Source organism: Halostagnicola sp. A-GB9-2 (genome assembly GCF_030068615.1).
GTDB lineage: Archaea > Halobacteriota > Halobacteria > Halobacteriales > Natrialbaceae > Halostagnicola.
In genome coordinates, this window is record NZ_JASJOC010000004.1 from 99,944 (window position 1) to 118,510 (window position 18,567).

Here is an 18,567-nt window from a genome sequence, read left to right on the forward strand (position 1 = left end):
GCGCAATATTTGCACGCATGCATACACTCCTTCTGGATAGCGAAGCCGTCGACGAAAACGCTCGAATGACGGACGTGGTTCGAGCGGTCGAAGACGCCTTTGGGGCCTACGAACGCGGCGACGCGCAGATGCCGCCCAAATCCTACATCGATCTGCCACAGTACAACGGCGACTTCCGCTCGATGCCGGCCTACCTCGAGGTTCGAGAAAGTGATTCTACTGCTTCCGACGGGTGGGACGCCGCCGGGCTGAAATGGGTCAACGTCCACCCCGACAATCCGGCCGATCACGACCTGCCGACCGTCCTCGGGACGATGATCTACTCCGATCCCGAGACGGCGTTCCCGCTCGCGATCATGGACGGAGCCGAGCTGACGATGAAACGGACCGGCGCGGCCGCGGCCGTCGCGACGGACTATCTGGCCCTCGAGGACGCCTCGAGCCTGGGAATCGTCGGTGCTGGCGTCCAATCGTACACGCAACTCGAGGCCATCGCGGCCGTCCGGTCGATCGAAGAGGTCGTCGTCTCGGACCTCGACGAGGCGCGCCTCGAGCGGTTCATCGAAACGTTCGAGGATGAGTTCGACATCCGGAGCGGCTCGATTTCGGAAGCGGGCCACTGCGACGTGCTCTCGACGGTGACACCCGTCGAAGATCCCGTCGTCAGCACCGAAGACGTTGGCGACCACACCCACATTAACGCGATCGGGGCCGACGCGGCGGGCAAACACGAACTGACGGACGCTCTCCTGCAATCGGCCACGGTCGTCATCGACGACCACGAGCAGTGTACTCATTCGGGCGAGATCAACGTCCCCTATGGCACCGGTGCCCTGACGGATTCGGATATCCACGGCGAGATCGGCGAACTCGTCGTCGGGCAGAAAGCGGGCCGAACCGACGAAACGGGCGTCACGGTCTTCGACTCGACCGGGCTCGCGATTCAGGACGTGGCGGCGGCTCACGTCGTCTACGAGAACGCTCGAGAACGGGGCGACGGCGACGAGTTCGGAATGATCGACACCGGAATATAGCTCGCACCGATCTGCGATCAGTCGTCGGTTTTCGTCGCTTTCGAGGAGCGGTCCTCGAGACCGTTTCCGACCGCCGTCTCGCGCAGGTCTTCTTCGATCTCCTCTAACGACCGGCCCTTCGTTTCGGGAACGAGTTTGTAACAGAAGACGAGCGCAAGTAGCGAAAACGCGCCGTAGAGCCAGAACGTTCCGGACTGGCCGAAGACGTCGACGAGTCGGAGAAACGTCAGCGAGACGATTAGGTTGCCGGCCCAGTTGACGACCGTAACGACGCCCATCGCGGTTCCCCGAACCTCCATCGGATATATTTCGGAGATCATCAACCAGAACACCGGTCCGAGGCCGATCGCGAAGAAGGCGACGTACAGCATCAGGCTTCCCGTCGCGACCCAACCGATAACACCCGAAAGACCGGGCAGATAGAACACCGCACCGAGGACCGCGAGCATTCCGGTCATCCCCGCGAGCCCCGTCAGCAACAGCGGTCGACGACCGGTTCGATCGATTAGCAAGACGGCGACCACGGTCATGACGACGTTGATCGCACCGATTCCGACGGTTGCGAGAATCGACGCGGTATCCTCGAAGCCGGTCGACTCGAGGATCGTCGGGGCGTAGTACATCACCGTGTTGATTCCGGTAACCTGCTGGAACGCCGCCAGACCGACGCCGACGATCAGCATTGGACGAACCCACTGCGCGAGCAGATCCCGAAGGGTGCCGGACTCGGTCCGGATCGTCTCTTTTATCTCCTCGAGTTCGTCGCTAACTCGCCCCTCCGTGCGGGTTCGAGAAAGCACCTCGCGCGCATCCGCCTCGCGGCCCTGCTCGTAGAGCCATCGAGGACTTTCGGGCATAAAGAGCATTCCAGCAAAGAGGATCGCCGCGGGGACCATTCCGAGCCCGAGCATCCAGCGCCACTCGCCGCCACTCGAGAAGGCGAGATTCACCAGGTACGCGATGAGGATGCCGCTCGTGATCGTCAGTTGATTGAGCGAGACCAGCGAACCGCGGATCTTCGGCGGCGAGATTTCGGAGATGTACAGCGGCCCGACGACGGACGCGAAGCCGACGCCGACACCGTCGATGATCCGGCCGAGGATAAGTATCTCCACCGTCGGTGCGACCGCCATGATAAGCGAGCCGATGAAAAAGACCACTGCGCCGACGAGAATGAGCCGGCGACGGCCGAGCCGGTCCGCGAGTCGACCGCCGAGTGCAGCCCCGAAAATCGCGCCGATCATCGCGCCGCTGACGATTACCCCTTCGACGTAGGAGGGGTTCACCGAGAACCCAAGAAGCGTCGTCAGCTCGAACGTCTGTCGGATGTAGAGCATCGCACCGGAGATCACACCGGTATCGAATCCGAACAGTAAGCCGTTGAGGGCTGCCAGACCCGCAACGACGTACACGAACGAGTTCCGATCGCCGGTTGCCGCGCCTGTCTGAGTAGACGACATTGGTAGTGTGTGAAAGATTCTTTCAGACCGGAGTTAACAAACTCATCGGTATCAGGTGCCGTTGTCAACAGTAGTCGCGAATGAGAAAAACACCCATCCGGAGATCAATCCTGACGGATTCGACGGAGTATCGATCCAGTCATCTCGAGCCGTTCACAGTAGGAAACGATGGGGTCCGCGTTCGGCTCCGGTAAGCCGTTCGATCGAAAGAGGTCGTTTTCGTGGATCGTCGCCGTCACCGGCCGAAGCGGCCACGGTTCGTGGGCGATCTCGCCGGTCATAACGCCGCGGCTCTCGGGCGCGTAAAACCGCTTTCGAGCTGTGAGCCAGTACTCGAGCGATCCAGGTTCGGCCGTATAAACGGCACCGTCCGGCTCGTAGCTGGCCGAAAATCGTCCTCGACCGTCGGTCGTCGGCCTGCCGTCCGAGAACAAATCGGTCTGCCAGCGATCGGTCGTTCGTTCGCTCGAGAACGAGACGCGATCGTCGGCCCTGCCGACGTGCATTCGAGAGTTGTAGACCGGCAGACGGGTTGTTCTGCCGATAGCGGTCGCGACGATCGGGTTCCCGACGTCGATACTGAAAAAGAACAGACCCGGTTCGCCGCGGTACTGAACGTACGTCCGCACGTTTATTTCGGGAAATGCGAACCGGGTGAGTTCGGGCGACCCGCGAATCCCGGCGTTTGACAGGACGAAGGGAAGAACGCTGATCCAGGCCGAACCGTCTCGGGTCTCGAGACGGAGCGAGTCCGGGACATGCGATCGAAGCGCATCGTGATCTATCGGCCAGTGGACGAACAGCCCGTCCCGCCAGGTCATCGAGGCGACGTGGGGCGTCCGCGGCCGATCTCGCCTGCGGCGGCGACCGCGACGTGATCGGTCGGTTCTATCGACGTTCGTGGAAGTCTGTTCGGAGTTCATCGCGATCCGACGGAGTGGACGTTTGTACGGGGAACGAGCGGATAAAAGAACGCGGGTGCGTTGCCGGGTACTCAAGACAGCAGGTGGGCGTGGCCTCTTCCAATCAATCGCGCCCAATCGCGCCGAAGTCAGTCTTCGATCTCGATTGCGGGTCGACCGGGTTCGGCGTTTCGAAGCACATCGTCGCTGACTTCAGTTGCGCGAACGACGTGAACCGGCACGTCGAACTCCCGCTCGATCAACCACGCGGCCGACTCGAGGGCGGCGTGTTCGGCCTCGGCCTCGAGCGTTCGGGTGAGCGCCTCTCGCTCGACCTGCAGATCCTGTCCGTAGCTGGCCGCCGCGTCGCCCTGCTCTCGGATCTCCTGGTTCTGCATGAGTTCGCCGATCAGGTTGTCGGCGTCGCTCTCGATCGCGATCTCCAAGGCGTCGTATTTCCACTCCGGAGCGACGACGACGTCGATCGATTTCGGATCCTCGATGCCGGCGACGTCGATGATCTGACGGATGTCCTCGCGGGTGTTCTCGACCAGACTGCGCCGCTTGTCAACGTGCTCGCGGTCAACCGTCGCGGTCGGCCACGGGGCGTCGACGACGAACTCGTCGTGACCGAGGGCGTCGTACAGCTCCTCGGTGAGATGGGGCGCGACCGGAGCCAGCAATCGGACGACCGCCGACAGCCCTCGCTCGTAGGTCTCCGCGTGGGGTTCGGCGTAGTCGGCGTACTGACGAAGTGTCCGAACCAGTTCCTGACTCTCGCGAACCGCCGCGTTGAACGTCATGTCGTCGTACTCCTCGCTGGCGATCGCGATCGCCGCGTCGATCTCCGCGTCGACGTAGCTCGTGATAGCGTCGTCGTCGCCGTTGGGGGGACTTTCGGCGTACTCTTGGACCATCCCCTTCAGTCGTGTCAGGAAGGCGTAGGTCGACCTAACGCCGTCTTCGCTCCAGTCGAAGTCCCGCTCGGGCTGGGCGGCCTGCATCATGAACAGCCGGGCCGTGTCCGCGCCGTACTCCTCGACGATCCGCTGGGGCGAGACGACGTTGCCGACGGATTTGGACATCTTCTCGCCCTCGAGCTGGACCATACCCTGTGCGAGCAGGTTCGTAAAGGGCTCGCGGTGCTCGAGACCCTCGTGGTCGGCGAGCACCTTCGTGAAGAATCGCGAGTAAAGCAGGTGCATCACGGCGTGTTCGATGCCGCCGACGTACTGGTCGACGGGCATCCAGTCGTTGGCCCGCTCGAGATCGAACGGTGCCTCCTCGAGATTCGGCGAGACGTACCGCAGGAAGTACCACGAGGAGTCGACGAAGGTGTCCATCGTGTCCGTCTCTCGAGTGGCCTCACCGCCACACTCCGGACAGGTCGTCCGCTTCCACTCCTCGGCTTCGTCGAGCGGGTTGCCGGTGGTGTTGATGAATTCGGGTAGTTCGACCGGCAGTTCCTCGTCGGGAACGACCACGGGTCCACAGGTATCGCACTTGACGACGGGAATCGGTGTTCCCCAGTAGCGCTGGCGGGAGATCCCCCAGTCACGAAGCTGGTACTGGGTCGCCTCCTCGGCGCTGTCGATATCCTCGGTGAGTCGCTCGCGGGCCGCCTCGCTCTCGAGACCGGAGTACTCGCCCGAGTTCACGAGGACGCCATCATCGGTGAACGCCTCCTCATTGACATTGGGCGCATCGGGGTCCGTCTCGCCGTCCCAATCGTCGGGTTCGGGAGCGATGACGGGAACGATCTCCTCGTCCATCTTCTGTGCGAAGGCGTGGTCGCGCTCGTCGTGACCCGGAACGGCCATCAGCGCACCAGTCCCGACGTCCGAGAGGACGAAGTCCGCGACGTAGACCGGAATCTCGTCGCCGGTGACGGGATTGGTCGCGGTCAGGCCGGTTTCGACGCCGTTTGGCTCATCGCCCTCGGGGTCGGCCTCGTGCTCGATGAAGTGACGGACTTTCTCGTCCTCCGCGGCTACGTCCTCGCTGATCGGGTGATCCGGCGCGAGCGCGAAGAAGGTCGCCCCGTGGATGGTGTCGACGCGAGTGGTGAAGGCCTCAACGGAGCCGTGATTCTCAACGGTAAACTCGAGTTCGGTGCCGTACTGCCTGCCGATCCAGTTGCGTTGCATCTGGCGCACCGAGTTGGGCCAGCCCTCGAGGTCGTCGATATCCTCGAGCAGTTCGTCGGCGTACTCGGTGATCTTCAGGAACCACTGCTCGAGTTCCCGTTGTTCGACGGGGGTGTCACACCGCCAGCAGAGTTCGGCCTCGCCTTCGACCTGCTCGTCGGCGAGGACGGTTTCGCACTCGGGACACCAGTTGACCTCGGCGTCGCGTCGCTCGACCAGCCCTTCGTCGTGAAACCGAGAAAAGAGCCACTGGTTCCACTGGTAGTACTCCGGCTCACAGGTCGCGATCTCTCGAGACCAGTCGTAGCCAAAGCCCATCGACATCATCTGGTCGCGCATCGTGTCGATGCAGTCGATGGTCCAGTCTCTGGGGTTCGTATCGCGCTCTTTGGCCGCGTTCTCCGCGGGCAAGCCGAACGCGTCCCATCCCATCGGGTGGAGGACTTCGTCGCCGGTCATCCGACGGTATCGGGCGTACGCGTCCGTAATCGTGTAATTTCGGACGTGGCCCATGTGGAGTTTGCCCGACGGATACGGGTACATCCCTAAGACGTACGTCGGCTCCTCGACGTCGTCTGGCGTCCGGTACGCGTCACCCTCGTCCCACGCCTCCTGCCAGCGCCGTTCGACCGCCACGTGGTCGTATCCCTCGTCGCTCATCTCTTGTTTACGTGTGTTCGGGACGCCGCCCTATACCTTTCCATCCAATCGTCGGTTCGCGTTCGTCGCTGTCTGTGTGCTGTCACTGTTGGTCTCTCCTGTCGTTGGTCGATCGCTTCACGCAAAACGCTGCACCAAAACTCATCGGTTCGTTCGAGAGAACCCCGAACGGTTCGTCGGCTCGGCCGTCCTCGAGCCTGCTGGCGCGCGATTCGTTACTCGATATCGATCTGTCTCGACTCGTCGTCTCCGCTCACCTTCGGCAGGGTCACGGTCAACACGCCGTTGGTAAAGGTCGCCGAAACCGCCTCTTCGTCGACCGGTTCCGGCAGACGGATCCGCCGACTCGCTGACTGGCTCGTCCGCTCGCGACGGACGTACTCGCCCTCTTCGAACGCCGTTTCGTCCTCGCGGGCCGCCTCGAGTCGAAGCGAACCGTCCGAGAGCGTGAGCTCGATATCGTCGGTTTCGTAGCCCGGCAGATCTGCGGTAACGACGAACTCCTCACCTCGGTCGGCGACGTCGACGGCGACCGATCCCGGGATCTGGAGGCCACCGCCGCCGCTGATCATCCCCTCTTCGACCTGCTTGCTGATTCGGTCGAGCATTTCCTCGAGGTCGTCGAACGGGTTTTGTCGCATAGGTCACCGTACGCGCTCGAGTAGAATAAATTCTGCCCGTGACTCGAGGACAGAACGTGATCGACGTCCGACTCGTTCCGCGCGGTTTCCGCGCTTCCGTTGGAAAGCCTTCCGACACGCCCCGCCCCTATTAGTTCCGGCGCGACCTAGTAGAATACAATACAATTCAAAAACCCAAGGAATTTTGGTGGCCGACGTGGCACTCAGTTGTAACGGTTCGTTTCACATGGGGCTCGAGGTCACACGACGACGCGACCACCGAGACGAACAACGGCGATGTCGCCGTCGATACGAACGCGCTCGAGGGGGGACGCGAGGTTCGAAACGACAACGGAGACCTCGCTCTCGACACCGACCGCGCGGTGGTTCTGACGGACACCGACGACGAGCTCGAAGCGATCGTCGACGGCGGATCACATCGAATCGAGTTCGAAACGACGAACGGTGGCGTCACCCTGGGTGGCTGAGAAACCCCTGTCGACGCTGCCGGACTCGGTAACGGGGCTGACCACGAGCCCGACTCGGAACCCGTCATGTAGCCGTCCTCGCGCAGTCGTCGACGGCGTCCCTCGAGGACGTGCCTCTCGATCTAATTACGAAACACTATGCAAACTACCGTACGCAAACTCTACGCCGTCGGTCGCGCGGATTTCCTCCAACGAATCCGCTCGCGACGATTAGTGGCCGTGCTGGCCGTGGTCGCGTACGTCGGCTACGTCGTCAACAGCGGGCAGATCGAGTTCGCGTACCAACTCGAAGACGGTGATACGTTCGTCAACTATTACGGGGAGTCGACGGCGGACGTCGTCGGGATCAAGGCCGGTCTGACCGGCTCGATCGTGCTCCTGTTCGGCGGGTTCTTCTTGCTGAAAAACACGCTCGAGCGCGATCGATTGCACTCTCTCGATCGATTGCACGCGAGCGTTCCAGTGTCCGATCGAACCTACCTCCTCGGGAAGTGGCTGAGCAACGTCGCGCTCGCCGGCGTCGTCGTCGGGACGCTCGGATTCGTCGCACTCGCGTATCATCTCGTCAACGGCGTCGGAACGACGGATCCACTCGCGTTGTTCGGTCCGCTGTTCGTGCTTGCGCTTCCGGTTGGTGCGCTCGTCGGCGCGCTCGCGCTGTTTTTCGAAACGGTCGACCGACTCGACGGCACGCTCGGCAATATCGGCTACTTTTGCCTTGCGGTGATGGCGCTAGTCAGCATCTTACCGGCGGGTGAGTCGCTTCCAGAGGAGATACCCCGCTGGATCACGGCGTTCGATATCGTCGGCTTGCTCGCAGTCTACGAGGTGACCGCCACCTCGGCGGTGAACGAAATACCGGGATACGGCGGCGGCGTTCCAGCTCTGGGAACGTTCGGCGGGGATGAAGCGTTCACTATGGCCGTCGAAAGCTGGCCGCTCTGGATTTACTTCCAGCGACTCGGGGTGCTCGTCGCCTCGATCGGGCTCGTTCTCGCCGCGACGATCACGTTCGATCGAGCGGACTCGAGTGAGAGTCCGCCGTCGACAGCCCGGTTCGGGCTGACAGCGAAGCTCCCGTCCGTGGACACGACGACGTCGCGAAGCCCCGAGAGAACCACCGGCGGCGAGAACGACGCGACGGCGACCGAGCCCGCCGCAGCGCTAGACTCGGTCGAGACGTCGGGCATCGATCTCGCGTCACTCACGAGCGTCGCTACGCGCGACTCGAGCGGGTTCGGACGCCTCGTCGCCGCAGAACTACGGCTTGCGCTTCGGGGACAGCGATGGTGGTGGTACGCTGGTGCCCTCGCGTTCGTCGTCGTCCCGCTTTTCGGTCTCGCGACCGGCGGAACGTCGGACGTTCCCGTCGACGCCTTGCGAACCGTCGTCTTCCCGCTCGCGTACGTGTGGCCGATATTCGTCTGGTCCGAGATGGGCGTTCGTCCGAACCAACACCAGATGACAGAGCTCGTTCGCTCGTCCCGACGGCCGGTCGGCCAACTGCTCTCGGAGTGGCTCGCCGGCGTTCTCGTGGCCGCCGGCATCGGGAGCGGATTGCTCGTCACACTCCTCTCGGCGGGCGAGACAGCATTGGCCCTCGGATTCGCGAGCGCCGTCTTGTTCGCCCCGTCGCTGGCGATCGCGGCGGGTATCTGGAGCCGGACACCTCGAGCGTTCGAACTCACCTATCTGCTGCTGTGGTATCTCGGCCCGCTCAACGGCGGCGTCCCGGTCGATTTCATCGGTGTGACGACCACCAGCCTCGAGCAGGGCGTTCCGATCGCGTTCATCGGAGCGAGCGTCACCTTGCTCGGTGTCGCACTCGTTCGTCGTAAACGCGAGCGCTAGTCGATCGCCGATCGTCTTACTCGGGCAACGTCACGTGTCCGTCCTCGAGTGCGTCGCCTAACACCGCTCGAGCGTGCCCGTCGGGATCGACGTTCTCGTAAACCGACTTCACCTCGCCGTCGTCAAGGAAGAACGTCGTCCGTGCGGCCGCGCCGCCGCTTCGGTCGACGTCGAAGGCGTCCGCCACGTCGCCTTCGGTGTCTGCCAGTAGATCGAACTCGAGTCCTTCCTGCTCGCAGAAATCTCGATGCGAGTCGACGCCGTCGGTCGAGACGCCGTAGACGGTGACGCCGGCGTCCCGATAGGTGTCACGCTCGCGCTGGAACTGGTTGGCCTCGACGGTGCAGCCGGGTGTGTCGTCGCGCGGATAGAAGTAGACGACGGTGGGCTCGTCGAACGCGGGGGAGATCGCCTCTCCGTCCTGGTTCGGTGCGGTTACCTCGGGCGCGTCGTCGCCAGTCTCGAGTGCCATCGTCTGTGTGCTCTGTGTGAGGCGAAAAACAGTTTGTGGTTGCTCCGTTCGAAATGCGAACGCGACGGCGGCGTTACTCGACGACGTGTTGGGTGTCGTACGATCCCAACCGGCGGACCCACCCGTTTTCCGCGAGCTCCTCGAGGTCGGCGAGGGCCTCCTCGGTTCGGGACTCGTAGAGCCCGGCTTCGATGTCGATGTGGAACACGTAGTCTCCCAGCCGCTCGCCGCTCGGGCGGGACTCGAGTCGCGTCAAGTTGATGTTCCGGTTGGCGAATGGCTCGAGTAGCTCCAGCAACAGTCCAGGATAGTCGACATCGGGGTAGGCAACGATCGAGGTCTTACCGCCGCCCGGCGAGCGATCCGCCGCCGGGGCAACCGCGAAGAATCGGGTCGCGTTCGAGGACTGCTCCTGAATGTCGTCGGCGATGACCTCGATGCCGTCGCCCGCGTTATCCGGGTGGGCGACACCGGCCACCGAGGGATCCTCACGGGCGTACTCGACGCTCTGGGCCGTGCTCGCGACGGCCTCGAGGGTCGCGTCCGGATACGTACTCTCGAGGTAGGACCGACACTGGGCAAGCGCTTGCGAGTGGCTCGCGATCGTGTCGAAATCGTCGGACTGGGCGAGCAGAGCGTGATTGATGGGCGTAACGATCTCGCTGACGATCGCGATTTCGTACTCCGCGATCGCGTCGAGACTCTCCGTAACGCTTCCTTCGATGCTGTTTTCGATCGGGATGATACCCCGATCGTACTCTCCGCTCGCGACCGCGTCGACGATCGCCGTCACGGACTGACGAAAGTCGATATCGTCGTCGACCGCCTGGGCCGCCCGGTGTGAGTACGTTCCTTCGGGTCCGAGGGTAACTACGGTCATCACCCGTTGTTTATGGGTGGCAAGGAAAAGCCCATCGGGAATTTCGTCCGATCAGTCGTCGATAGCGGTGGCTGAACCGGTTCCGGTAGATCCGTCGCCGGTGACGAACCAGCCGTTCTCGGTCGCGTTCTCGGCGATCTCCGGCTGGAACACCCACGCACAGAGGACCAAAATCGGAATCATCGTTGCGCCGACGATCGCGTAGCCGACGTGGAGATTCGGAAGGAACGGAGCGGAAAACACGAGCGGGTAGACCGTACCACCAATAGTTCCGAGACCCCCGACGACCCCCGCGACAGTGCCGGAGTTGTTCGGGAACATCGCCGGTACCTGCGCGAAAATCGCCCCTTCGGAGAACGCACAGCCGACGCCGACGAAGAAGCCGGCGGTCACCGCGAGATAGATGCTCCCGCTCAATCCGGCGGCGGTCATCCCGAACATCGTCAGGACGACGAAGGCGAGCGTTAGGAAGGTCCACTGTTCCCGGTATCGACCCTCGAACCACGGGAGGACCGATATCTCCTTGCGAGCGACCACGTCGCTGGTGTAGCCGCCGATCGGACGAAGGAGTCCAGCCGCGATCGAGAACGTCGCGGCGAACGTCGCGGCGATCACGATATCGCCCTGCCCGAACCCTTCACGGTAGTAGGTCCCCAGCCAGCCGTTCATCGCGACCTCGAGGCCGAAGGTCATCACGTAGGCCGCAGAGAGAACGACGGCACCGTGGCGAGTCGCGATGTACAGCCACTGTTGTCTGTTGACGCCGTTTTTCGCCGCCAAGCGTCGCTCCTCGGTCTTGGCAGCGCCACCAAAGATGAAGTAAACGATTCCGAGGACGATCGCGATAACACCCGTATAAAAAAACGCTGCTCGCCAGTTCGAAGAAAAAAGCGGTCCAACGTAGTTCTCGCCGAAGATTCGTGGGAGGGTAAAGTACGCGCCCAGTCCCGCACCGGCGTTGCCGATGCCGGCGAAGATCCCTTCAGCCAGTCCGAGGTTCTCCTCCTCGAACCACTGTGAAACGTGTTGGATTCCGATGACGAACGTAATCCCGGCCAGCGAGGCGATGATACGCGAACCGACGAACACCTCGTAGGTCTGTGAGAACGCGCTAATAATCGAGAAGATGCCGACGACCACGAGGGTGATCCCGGCAATCATCGGTGCACCAAATCGATCGGTGAACGGACCGACGAGGATCCGTCCGAGCGGAACGGCGATGACGGCCGCACTCGAGACGATGCCGATCTGGGCCACCGAGAGTCCGAACTCGTCGGCGATATCGCCAGTGAACGGCGCGAACGAAAACCAGATCACGAACCCGAGATTGAACATCGCCGTCGCGAGTAGCAGGTTCTTCCACTTCGGAGCGATCATACGCCCACCTCACGTGACCCGTCCGACGAAGTCGATAAGCGGACGGACCAACACCATACTGAACAATCATCTTCTTTACTGCAAGTTTGGTGAACGATCGGGCCCATATTCTATTCAATAATGGCCAGTCTCTCACTCATAAACGTGCTTCTTAGTCAGGCATAACAATACTACGAGATAGCCATAGCACTAGGCCGTATTATGATGTTACAAAACTGGACACGCGGTCAGAATCTTACACCAACTGCCAAACTAATTGAGACCAGACACCGGACGATTTCGGGCGAGTACTCCCGTCTTCTGCTAGTTGTCACTCGAGAAGTAGCCTATCGAGAATCTCCGGCAACCGATTATTCTTCGAGGTGTTCGATTCCTTGCTTAGCCACGTTCGCTTCCGTGATCTCGTCCGGCATCCAGTCCGGCTTGTCGTCTGGCGCAGTTTCCTCCCAGGCCCAGCCGTTGTAGATGTGGACTTTGTCCGTTCCCTTCTCTCGAAGTCGGAGTTCGACTCGCTCGGCGGCATCCTCACTCGAGCCGGGCTCGAGTCGCCGTGCTGCCTTGAGTGCAGCCTGCCGAGGTGTGTTTCCAGAGAAGACGCTCTCCTCATTGCCGTTCGTCGCGCGCAGTGCAAAGTTTCGCTTACCATCTTCACGTACCATGGTTTTTCCCTCCATGTCAATTCAGCACACGGTCCGACATAAAGATATCCCCCAAAACCGACCGACTGCGCCGGTATCTTTAAGTGAACTCGACACGCCACCACCTTCCACCAATTGATTGTGAGCGTGAAAGTCGTCGCATATATTCACATACGTACAGCATACGAGACGGGGTACATCGATATTGCGTAGAAAACACTTAAGTATATCCTGCAGTGAAGTTCGAGTTAGAACCCCGCGATGGTCCGGAAAAAGAAGTTGAGTCCAAGCGGCGCCAAAGACGAGGACGGAAACTACCACAACGTCCACCTCAATCTACACGAAGACGAACTCGAGGTGGCGGGCATGGATATCGGTGATGAGGTCTTCGTCCGTGTTCGAGACGGAAAGATCATCATCCAGAAAGCCGACGAGGAGGAAGTCGAACACAATTTCTAGAGACGAAGTTTTGCGCTGTGGTCTACCGAGTTCACGCCAGACACAGCTAGCGTGAACGCGGTGTCCCTCGGCAAAGTCCTCAAAGAGCGCGGCACTCTTTTGGACTGGGTGATTCCGAAGGAATCGCTTGCAGTCGGCGCAGAGCGCCGACAACCTCGCGGGAGTTTCGTTCCCGCTTAGCGTCGATTAAAAGCACCAGAAGACGTTCCAGCTCACTCCGTTCGCGGGCTGCGACTTCCGAGCCTTCGTTCGTTCCACTCATGAAGACACTCCTCTTTCCTCTCCGTTCGCGTTGCTCACTCCGAGTCAGTCGTCGGCCCGCTCGCTCACTTCGTTCGCTCGCGGTAAAATATCATAGCCGTACTGCATCCAATCAACAGAGACGCTACTCAGTTCAGCACCTCGAGGTCGAACTCGAACCCTGCAACGGGAACCTCGAGGTCGTGCTCGACGAGCACTTTCGGGTGAAGTTCGCCGATCACGCCGACTTCCTCGCCGTCGATGACGACCGCGGCGGTTCGCCCGTCGATGAACGACGGGTGTTCGGTCGGGGGCGTCTCGAGTTCGCCGCCGAAATCACCCACGAGCGTCTGGAGTCGTCCCTTCGCGTCCTCGTAGGCTGCGTCGTGGCGAGCGAGCACGGCACCGACGCTTCGACGTTCGGTGACGCCGGTGTTTTCGGACTCGTCGACCTCGGCCGCGAAGCCGATCTCGGCGAGGTCCTGCGGATACGCGCGGTGGGTGTTTCGCTCGAGGACCATCACGAGCGAGGGAAGCACCCACGTCCGGAGCATGGTGTAATCCTCGCTGTAGGGTTCCTTGATCGTCGCGGGCTCGCCGGCGCCGTAGACGGCCTCGCCTTCGGCACGCTCGCCGTCGCCGCCGTCAGCGGGAAGCGCCATGCGATCGAAGTTTTCCTTCTCGTTGATCATGTGGAAGTTCAAGAGATCCTCGAACCCTAATCCGACCAGATTGCGGCGTGTCGCATCCTCGAGGCGACTCCGCTCGTGGCGACCGCCGACGGTTCCCACGTCGGGGTAGCGCGGCTCGAGTTCGTTGAAGCCGTAGGCCCGTCCGAGGTCGTCGATCAGGTCCATCGGGTGAAGCACGTCGACGCGGTAGGGCGGGATCGTCATCTCGTAGACGAGATCCTCGCTGTCGTGGTCGTCGCGTTCGGCTCGCTCGACGCTCCGACCTCCGTCGGCTTCTGCCGTCTCGGCCTCGATTCCCGCCCGTTCGGCCAGATCGATGACCTCCTCGGGATCGAGATCGATGCCGAGGATCGTCTCGATACGTTCGTGGGAGACCGTCTTGGTCTCCGTCGAGAGATCGGGACGAATCAGGTCGTGGTCCGGATACTCGACGGTGACCTCCTCGATGGTGCCCCCACGGGCGCTCAGCGCGTAGCAGATGATGGCGCACATCTTGTCGATCGTCCACTGGTCGGTGCCGGTCAACTCGACGAATAGGTTCCGAGAGCCCGTCGTGACCTCCGTGCGCCGCCCGTTGATCACCGGCGGGAACGAGAACAGACCGAGTTCGTCGTAGATCGCCGGGTACCGCTCTGTATCCCGAACGAGATCGGCGTAGGTTTCCCCGGTCGGGTGATCCTCGAGAACGTCCGCGGGCGTCATCTCCCGATCCGCATCCAGCGGAACGAAACTGTCTTCCTCGGGAGTGACACCGGTGTAGCGAACGCTCGAGTCAGCGTCCCCGGCCGAACTCCCCTTGAGCATGGTGAGGTCGTGAATCCCGATCGCTCCTTTCGCGCGCTTTCGGCCCATCGTCGCGTGGAGCTTTTCCTGCAACTGGATGAGCGAGTCAAGCGCATCCTCGTCCAAGTTTACGCCGCGGACAACCGCGCCCGTAACGTAGGGCCGCTCCTCGGGCACCGCTTCGTCGACGGTGATCGTCCACTCGGCTGAGTTCGTATTCGGCACGTAGACGCCCCTGTCGTCGCCGTACTGGTAGCGAAGCGAGCGGGCGACGCCCTCGACCGAGAGCCGGTCGAGCCGGTCGGGCGCGAACTCGAGTTCGAACTCGTCGTCCTCGGTTCTACCCTCGAATTCGAGACCGAGCGCGAACATATCGTCGATTAAGTCGTCGTCGCTCTTTTCGTCGGCGTTAGTCAACTCGCGCAGTTCGTTGGGATCGATTTCGACCGTGGGCATTAGTAGGTCACCTCCGTCTCTCGCAGCAGTTCCAGATCGCACAGCGTGCCGTGGATATCCCGGATATCCTCGAAACCGTACATCAACATGAGCAGGCGTTCGAGGGCGAGCCCCCACGCCATCACGTCACACTCGACGCCGAGCGGTTCGAGCATCTCCTCGCGGAAGAGCCCGGAGTTGCCGATCTCGACGAGTTCGCCCGTCGTCGGATGGGTTCCGAACAGCTCGAAGCTCGGTTCCGTGTACGGATTATAGTGTGGCTTGAACTCGATGTCCGTGATCCCGAACTGGGCGTAGAACTCCTCGAAGGTGCCCATCAGATCGCGCACGGAAAGATCCTCGGCCATCACCCAGCCCTCGATCTGGAAGAACTCGAGGAGATGCGTGGGATCGAGGGTGTCGTTTCGGTACACCTTCTCGACGCTGAAGAAACGCTGTGGCGGCTCTAGTCGTCCGGTCTCCTCGCCGGAGAGATAGCGCGCCGAGAGCGATGTCGTGTGTCCGCGTAGTGCGAGCGCCCGCGCGAAGTCCTCGTCCCACGGCGAGTGATACCCCTCGCCGTCGTCGCCGACGCCCTTGCGATGGGCGCGTTCGACGCGGTCGACGAGATCCGCCGGTAAGTCCTCGATATGAGTCGGTTGCTCGAGGGCAAACCGATCCCAATGGGTCCGCGCCGGGTGGTCCTGTGGCATGAACAGACAGTCGTTGATCCAGAAGTCTGCGTCGACGTGCGGGCCTTCCATCTCCTGAAAGCCCATCCCGACGAGAACGTCTTTCACGCGATCTGCGGTCTGTCGCAGAATGTGGACCTTCCCGCCCTGTACCGGCTCCGCGTCGGCTTCGACGTTGTACTCGGCGAACTCGGCGTCTTCCCAGTCACCACTCGTGAGCAGGTCGGGCGTAACCTGTCCGACGGTCTCTGTGGTCTCGACTCCACCCATTAGCTCCGTGACGCCGAGTTCGGTCAGCGTGACGGATCGAACGGTGGTTTCGCTCCGCTCGAGCAGGTCTCGTCGCTCGAGCGATTCGAGCGTTTCCTCGTCGATACCGAGTGCGTCGGCGGGTGACGATCCGGCTTCACCCTCGTCGTCGGTGGCTCCCGTCGCTCCGTCGTCGACCCCTGACGTGCTTGCGGTCTCCTCGAGCGCGTTAGCCTCCGAATCCGAGCCTGGATCAGCGTCGGAATCGGCGGTAATCTCGCCGCTGTCGATCGAACCATACCCTTTCCGGGCGTAGTTCGATAGCGCGATGTCGACCGCCTGACCCTCGAGCCCGGACGCGCCGATGACTTGCCCCATCGAAATAGGGTCGTCGGCCGCGCCGGCCTCGAGTGCGGCCTCGTAGAGTCGAATCTCGGGAAGCCCCTGGTTGACGTACTCGCGGCCCTCTTCGGTGATCGATACCGTTTCGTCGACCCGTTCCTCGACGGCGACCAGCCCCTCCTCCTCGAGTTCGAAGGCCGCGCCGGTGACGGTCTCGGTAGGGAGGTCGGTGGCCGCAGCGAGGGCGTCGACGGACTGTGCCTCGTCTGCGCTCGCGGTCTCGACGACCGCGGCCTGTGCGTGTGGAAGTTTCATTCGCTTACTTCAATGGCTGTGGGTCGGTCAGTTAGCGGTTCCGACTCGGTGCGGTCGGTTTCGACCCGCGGGGCCCGGTAGAGCCACGCGGACGTCCACCGACGCTCACCGGAAAAAAGCGAAGCCGAATCCCGAAACCGACCGCTGTGGCTTGCGAGTGACGCTGGCACGAACGTGGGATTCGGTTGCCATACCCGGAAAATGATCCGGTTCGAGCAAAAATCTTGCGGGACGGTCGCACGCCTGACTGTCCCGTGTTCCCCGATGAGGGTAGCTCCGACTGCAGTCGAATCTATCCGTTCGAGATCCGCGTCGTCTCGAGCGACCCGGAGTCGACCCACTCGAATCCGGACTGTTCGGACCGGGCTCTGGCCGCTTCGATCGCGCCGGGTTCGAACGGATCATCGAACGTGAGACGCGTCTCGTTCGGTTCGACGGCCGGGAGTTCGGGAAGAAACTCGTCGTCCTCGAGCAGTCCCGTCACCGAAACGTCCTCGCCCGTCCCGAGCGCCGCCCCGAGAGCACGATATCGTTCCTCGTCCGTCTGCGTCTCATCGGCCGTATCGAAGGAATCGCTCGAGACGCGGGTCGTCGTCGGCGAACCAGATAGCGTTCCGAAGCCCGATTCCGAGCCGTCGTCCGAACCCGTCTCGAGGTCCCGACAAGACCTCGCCGAGATCGGCTTCGCGGCCGAGGTCGAAGATGTTTCGGGTTGTCGTCCGTCCGAGTTTCGATCGTCTCGGTCGGACACGCCGCCGGAATCGGGGTCTGGATCGCTCGCAACTGACTCGCTCGAGACGGATCCGCCGGATCGAGTGACGGTCGGCGAACCGCCGGCAAGTTCGAAACCAGCGTACTCGCCGTTCGAGTCGCTCGGGTCCTCTCGAGACGCTGTGCGTTCGTCTCGCGACGGTTCTGTCCGTGCTTTGTCCTGCGAATCGCTCGAGGGCGACGAAACGTCCGGGTCGCCGGAACCGTTCGGAGACGGCGCGGACTGATCGAAGTGCTCCGAACGATCCGAGTCCGCCGAACGGCTTGGCTCAGCCTCCGTGATAAACGAGGATCCGTCGCCGCTCCTCGAGTTCGGTTCACCTCCCGCTCTGCGCCCGGTTTGCTTTCGCGTTCGCTCGCTCGCCCACTCCGGCCACGGTTCGGACGGATCGTCGGAGCCGTAGAACTCACAGTCGTGTTCGGGCCGGAGCGGCCGCTCGAACGCCTCGATCCGATCTCCGTAGCGGTCCCGGAGGCCCTCGAGTTCGTCGCTCTCGATCAGCGCGGCGCGCCAGCGGTCGACACCCGCCGAGAGGAGGACGAATCGAGCGCCGACTCCCGACAGAAGACGTTCGTTGAGCGACGAAAGGACGGCCGGCAGGTTGTCTGACCCCAGTGGTGTCTCGGGATAGTCGACGGCAAGTTCGCGCGTTCGGTCCTGCGACCCGCTCACGGAGAGTTCGAGTCCCGACCGATCCGCAAACAGGTCGACCGACCAGCCCAGCGACGCGAAGACGCCGCCCAATTCGCCTTCGAGATCCCGACTCGAGTAGCGAGCCGAACAGTCGATTCCACGATCCGCGCCACAAATCGTTCGGCGGAGAAACGCTGTTCGATCCCGCGCATCCTCCAGCGCATCGGTTAGCGTCTCCTCGAGGGCGGATTCGTCAGTCGATCGGCGATCACCATCCCCCGTCGTTCGGCGCTCGATATCCCCTGTAGAGATGCCGAACGCGCCGAGCACGTCAGCACAGACGAGTGCGTCCTCGCTCGGGTCTCGAGGCGGGCGACGGTCCATCGTCTTCTCGGTTCGGTATCCAACCGTTTGTATCTACGTCAG

At 62.2% G+C, this 18,567-nt stretch carries 14 protein-coding genes; 3 read left to right on the forward strand and 11 right to left on the reverse strand.

The genetic code is table 11. The features are described 5' to 3' along the window. Positions 1–17: 17 nt before the first annotated feature. Complete coding sequence (locus QNM96_RS11590) at positions 18–1,034, forward strand: ornithine cyclodeaminase family protein (protein ID WP_283836509.1); 1,017 nt, start codon at positions 18–20, stop codon at positions 1,032–1,034. Positions 1,035–1,051: 17 nt separating this feature from the next. On the opposite strand, the gene QNM96_RS11595 is transcribed toward QNM96_RS11590, so the two are convergent. The 4 genes from QNM96_RS11595 to QNM96_RS11610 all read right to left on the reverse strand — a co-directional run bounded on the left by QNM96_RS11595 (position 1,052) and on the right by QNM96_RS11610 (position 6,844). Then, positions 1,052–2,494 carry a sugar porter family MFS transporter gene (locus tag QNM96_RS11595; RefSeq protein WP_283836510.1) on the reverse strand — a complete coding sequence of 481 codons (1,443 nt, stop codon included), beginning with the start codon at positions 2,492–2,494 and terminating at the stop codon, positions 1,052–1,054. Between the two features lie 104 nt (positions 2,495–2,598). Further along, positions 2,599–3,417 carry a DUF2071 domain-containing protein gene (locus tag QNM96_RS11600; RefSeq protein WP_283836511.1) on the reverse strand — a complete coding sequence of 273 codons (819 nt, stop codon included), beginning with the start codon at positions 3,415–3,417 and terminating at the stop codon, positions 2,599–2,601. A 128-nt stretch (positions 3,418–3,545) separates the two neighbouring features. Then, positions 3,546–6,203 carry a leucine--tRNA ligase gene (leuS, locus tag QNM96_RS11605; protein ID WP_283836512.1) on the reverse strand — a complete coding sequence of 886 codons (2,658 nt, stop codon included), beginning with the start codon at positions 6,201–6,203 and terminating at the stop codon, positions 3,546–3,548. Between the two features lie 215 nt (positions 6,204–6,418). Further along, complete coding sequence (locus tag QNM96_RS11610; RefSeq protein WP_283836513.1) at positions 6,419–6,844, reverse strand: Hsp20/alpha crystallin family protein; 426 nt, start codon at positions 6,842–6,844, stop codon at positions 6,419–6,421. 605 nt (positions 6,845–7,449) lie between these two features. On the opposite strand from QNM96_RS11610, the gene QNM96_RS11615 reads away from it, so the two are divergent. After that, positions 7,450–9,162 (forward strand): hypothetical protein, encoded by a 1,713-nt coding sequence (locus QNM96_RS11615; RefSeq protein ID WP_283836514.1) that lies wholly within the window; start codon positions 7,450–7,452, stop codon positions 9,160–9,162. Between the two features lie 16 nt (positions 9,163–9,178). Here QNM96_RS11615 and QNM96_RS11620 read toward each other — a convergent pair whose 3' ends face one another. The 4 genes from QNM96_RS11620 to QNM96_RS11635 form a co-directional block, all read right to left on the reverse strand. Then, positions 9,179–9,634, reverse strand: a complete 456-nt coding sequence (locus tag QNM96_RS11620; protein WP_283836515.1) for a peroxiredoxin — start codon at positions 9,632–9,634, stop codon at positions 9,179–9,181. 73 nt (positions 9,635–9,707) lie between these two features. Continuing rightward, positions 9,708–10,514 (reverse strand): prephenate dehydratase, encoded by an 807-nt coding sequence (gene pheA, locus QNM96_RS11625; RefSeq protein WP_283836516.1) that lies wholly within the window; start codon positions 10,512–10,514, stop codon positions 9,708–9,710. A 51-nt stretch (positions 10,515–10,565) separates the two neighbouring features. After that, positions 10,566–11,891 (reverse strand): MFS transporter, encoded by a 1,326-nt coding sequence (locus tag QNM96_RS11630; RefSeq protein WP_283836517.1) that lies wholly within the window; start codon positions 11,889–11,891, stop codon positions 10,566–10,568. A 350-nt stretch (positions 11,892–12,241) separates the two neighbouring features. Next, positions 12,242–12,550, reverse strand: a complete 309-nt coding sequence (locus QNM96_RS11635) for a non-histone chromosomal MC1 family protein (RefSeq protein ID WP_283836518.1) — start codon at positions 12,548–12,550, stop codon at positions 12,242–12,244. 240 nt (positions 12,551–12,790) lie between these two features. Here QNM96_RS11635 and QNM96_RS11640 point away from each other — a divergent pair, with 240 nt between their 5' ends. Then, positions 12,791–12,988, forward strand: a complete 198-nt coding sequence (locus QNM96_RS11640; RefSeq protein ID WP_283836521.1) for a hypothetical protein — start codon at positions 12,791–12,793, stop codon at positions 12,986–12,988. Positions 12,989–13,377: 389 nt separating this feature from the next. Here the strand turns inward: QNM96_RS11640 and pheT are convergent, their stop codons facing one another. From pheT to QNM96_RS11655, 3 genes are all read right to left on the reverse strand, one after another. Then, positions 13,378–15,159: a phenylalanine--tRNA ligase subunit beta gene (pheT, locus tag QNM96_RS11645; protein WP_283836522.1), complete on the reverse strand. Its 1,782-nt coding sequence runs from the start codon at positions 15,157–15,159 to the stop codon at positions 13,378–13,380. After that, positions 15,159–16,736 (reverse strand): phenylalanine--tRNA ligase subunit alpha, encoded by a 1,578-nt coding sequence (locus QNM96_RS11650; RefSeq protein WP_283836523.1) that lies wholly within the window; start codon positions 16,734–16,736, stop codon positions 15,159–15,161. Before QNM96_RS11650 ends, pheT begins: the two co-directional genes overlap by 1 nt. A 292-nt stretch (positions 16,737–17,028) precedes the next feature. Continuing rightward, entirely contained in the window at positions 17,029–18,525 is a 1,497-nt protein-coding gene (locus QNM96_RS11655) for a hypothetical protein (protein WP_283836525.1), read from the reverse strand. Positions 18,526–18,567: the final 42 nt, after the last annotated feature.

Coding starts and splice junctions, on each gene's coding strand:
- QNM96_RS11630 (WP_283836517.1), bottom strand. CDS start 11,891: ATGATCGCTCCGAAGTGGAAGAACCTGCTACTCGCGACGGCGATGTTC.
- QNM96_RS11590 (WP_283836509.1), top strand. CDS start 18: ATGCATACACTCCTTCTGGATAGCGAAGCCGTCGACGAAAACGCTCGA.
- QNM96_RS11650 (WP_283836523.1), bottom strand. CDS start 16,736: ATGAAACTTCCACACGCACAGGCCGCGGTCGTCGAGACCGCGAGCGCA.
- QNM96_RS11620 (WP_283836515.1), bottom strand. CDS start 9,634: ATGGCACTCGAGACTGGCGACGACGCGCCCGAGGTAACCGCACCGAAC.
- QNM96_RS11610 (WP_283836513.1), bottom strand. CDS start 6,844: ATGCGACAAAACCCGTTCGACGACCTCGAGGAAATGCTCGACCGAATC.
- QNM96_RS11595 (WP_283836510.1), bottom strand. CDS start 2,494: ATGTCGTCTACTCAGACAGGCGCGGCAACCGGCGATCGGAACTCGTTC.
- QNM96_RS11600 (WP_283836511.1), bottom strand. CDS start 3,417: ATGAACTCCGAACAGACTTCCACGAACGTCGATAGAACCGACCGATCA.
- QNM96_RS11640 (WP_283836521.1), top strand. CDS start 12,791: ATGGTCCGGAAAAAGAAGTTGAGTCCAAGCGGCGCCAAAGACGAGGAC.
- QNM96_RS11615 (WP_283836514.1), top strand. CDS start 7,450: ATGCAAACTACCGTACGCAAACTCTACGCCGTCGGTCGCGCGGATTTC.
- pheA (WP_283836516.1), bottom strand. CDS start 10,514: ATGACCGTAGTTACCCTCGGACCCGAAGGAACGTACTCACACCGGGCG.
- QNM96_RS11655 (WP_283836525.1), bottom strand. CDS start 18,525: ATGGACCGTCGCCCGCCTCGAGACCCGAGCGAGGACGCACTCGTCTGT.
- QNM96_RS11635 (WP_283836518.1), bottom strand. CDS start 12,550: ATGGTACGTGAAGATGGTAAGCGAAACTTTGCACTGCGCGCGACGAAC.
- pheT (WP_283836522.1), bottom strand. CDS start 15,159: ATGCCCACGGTCGAAATCGATCCCAACGAACTGCGCGAGTTGACTAAC.
- leuS (WP_283836512.1), bottom strand. CDS start 6,203: ATGAGCGACGAGGGATACGACCACGTGGCGGTCGAACGGCGCTGGCAG.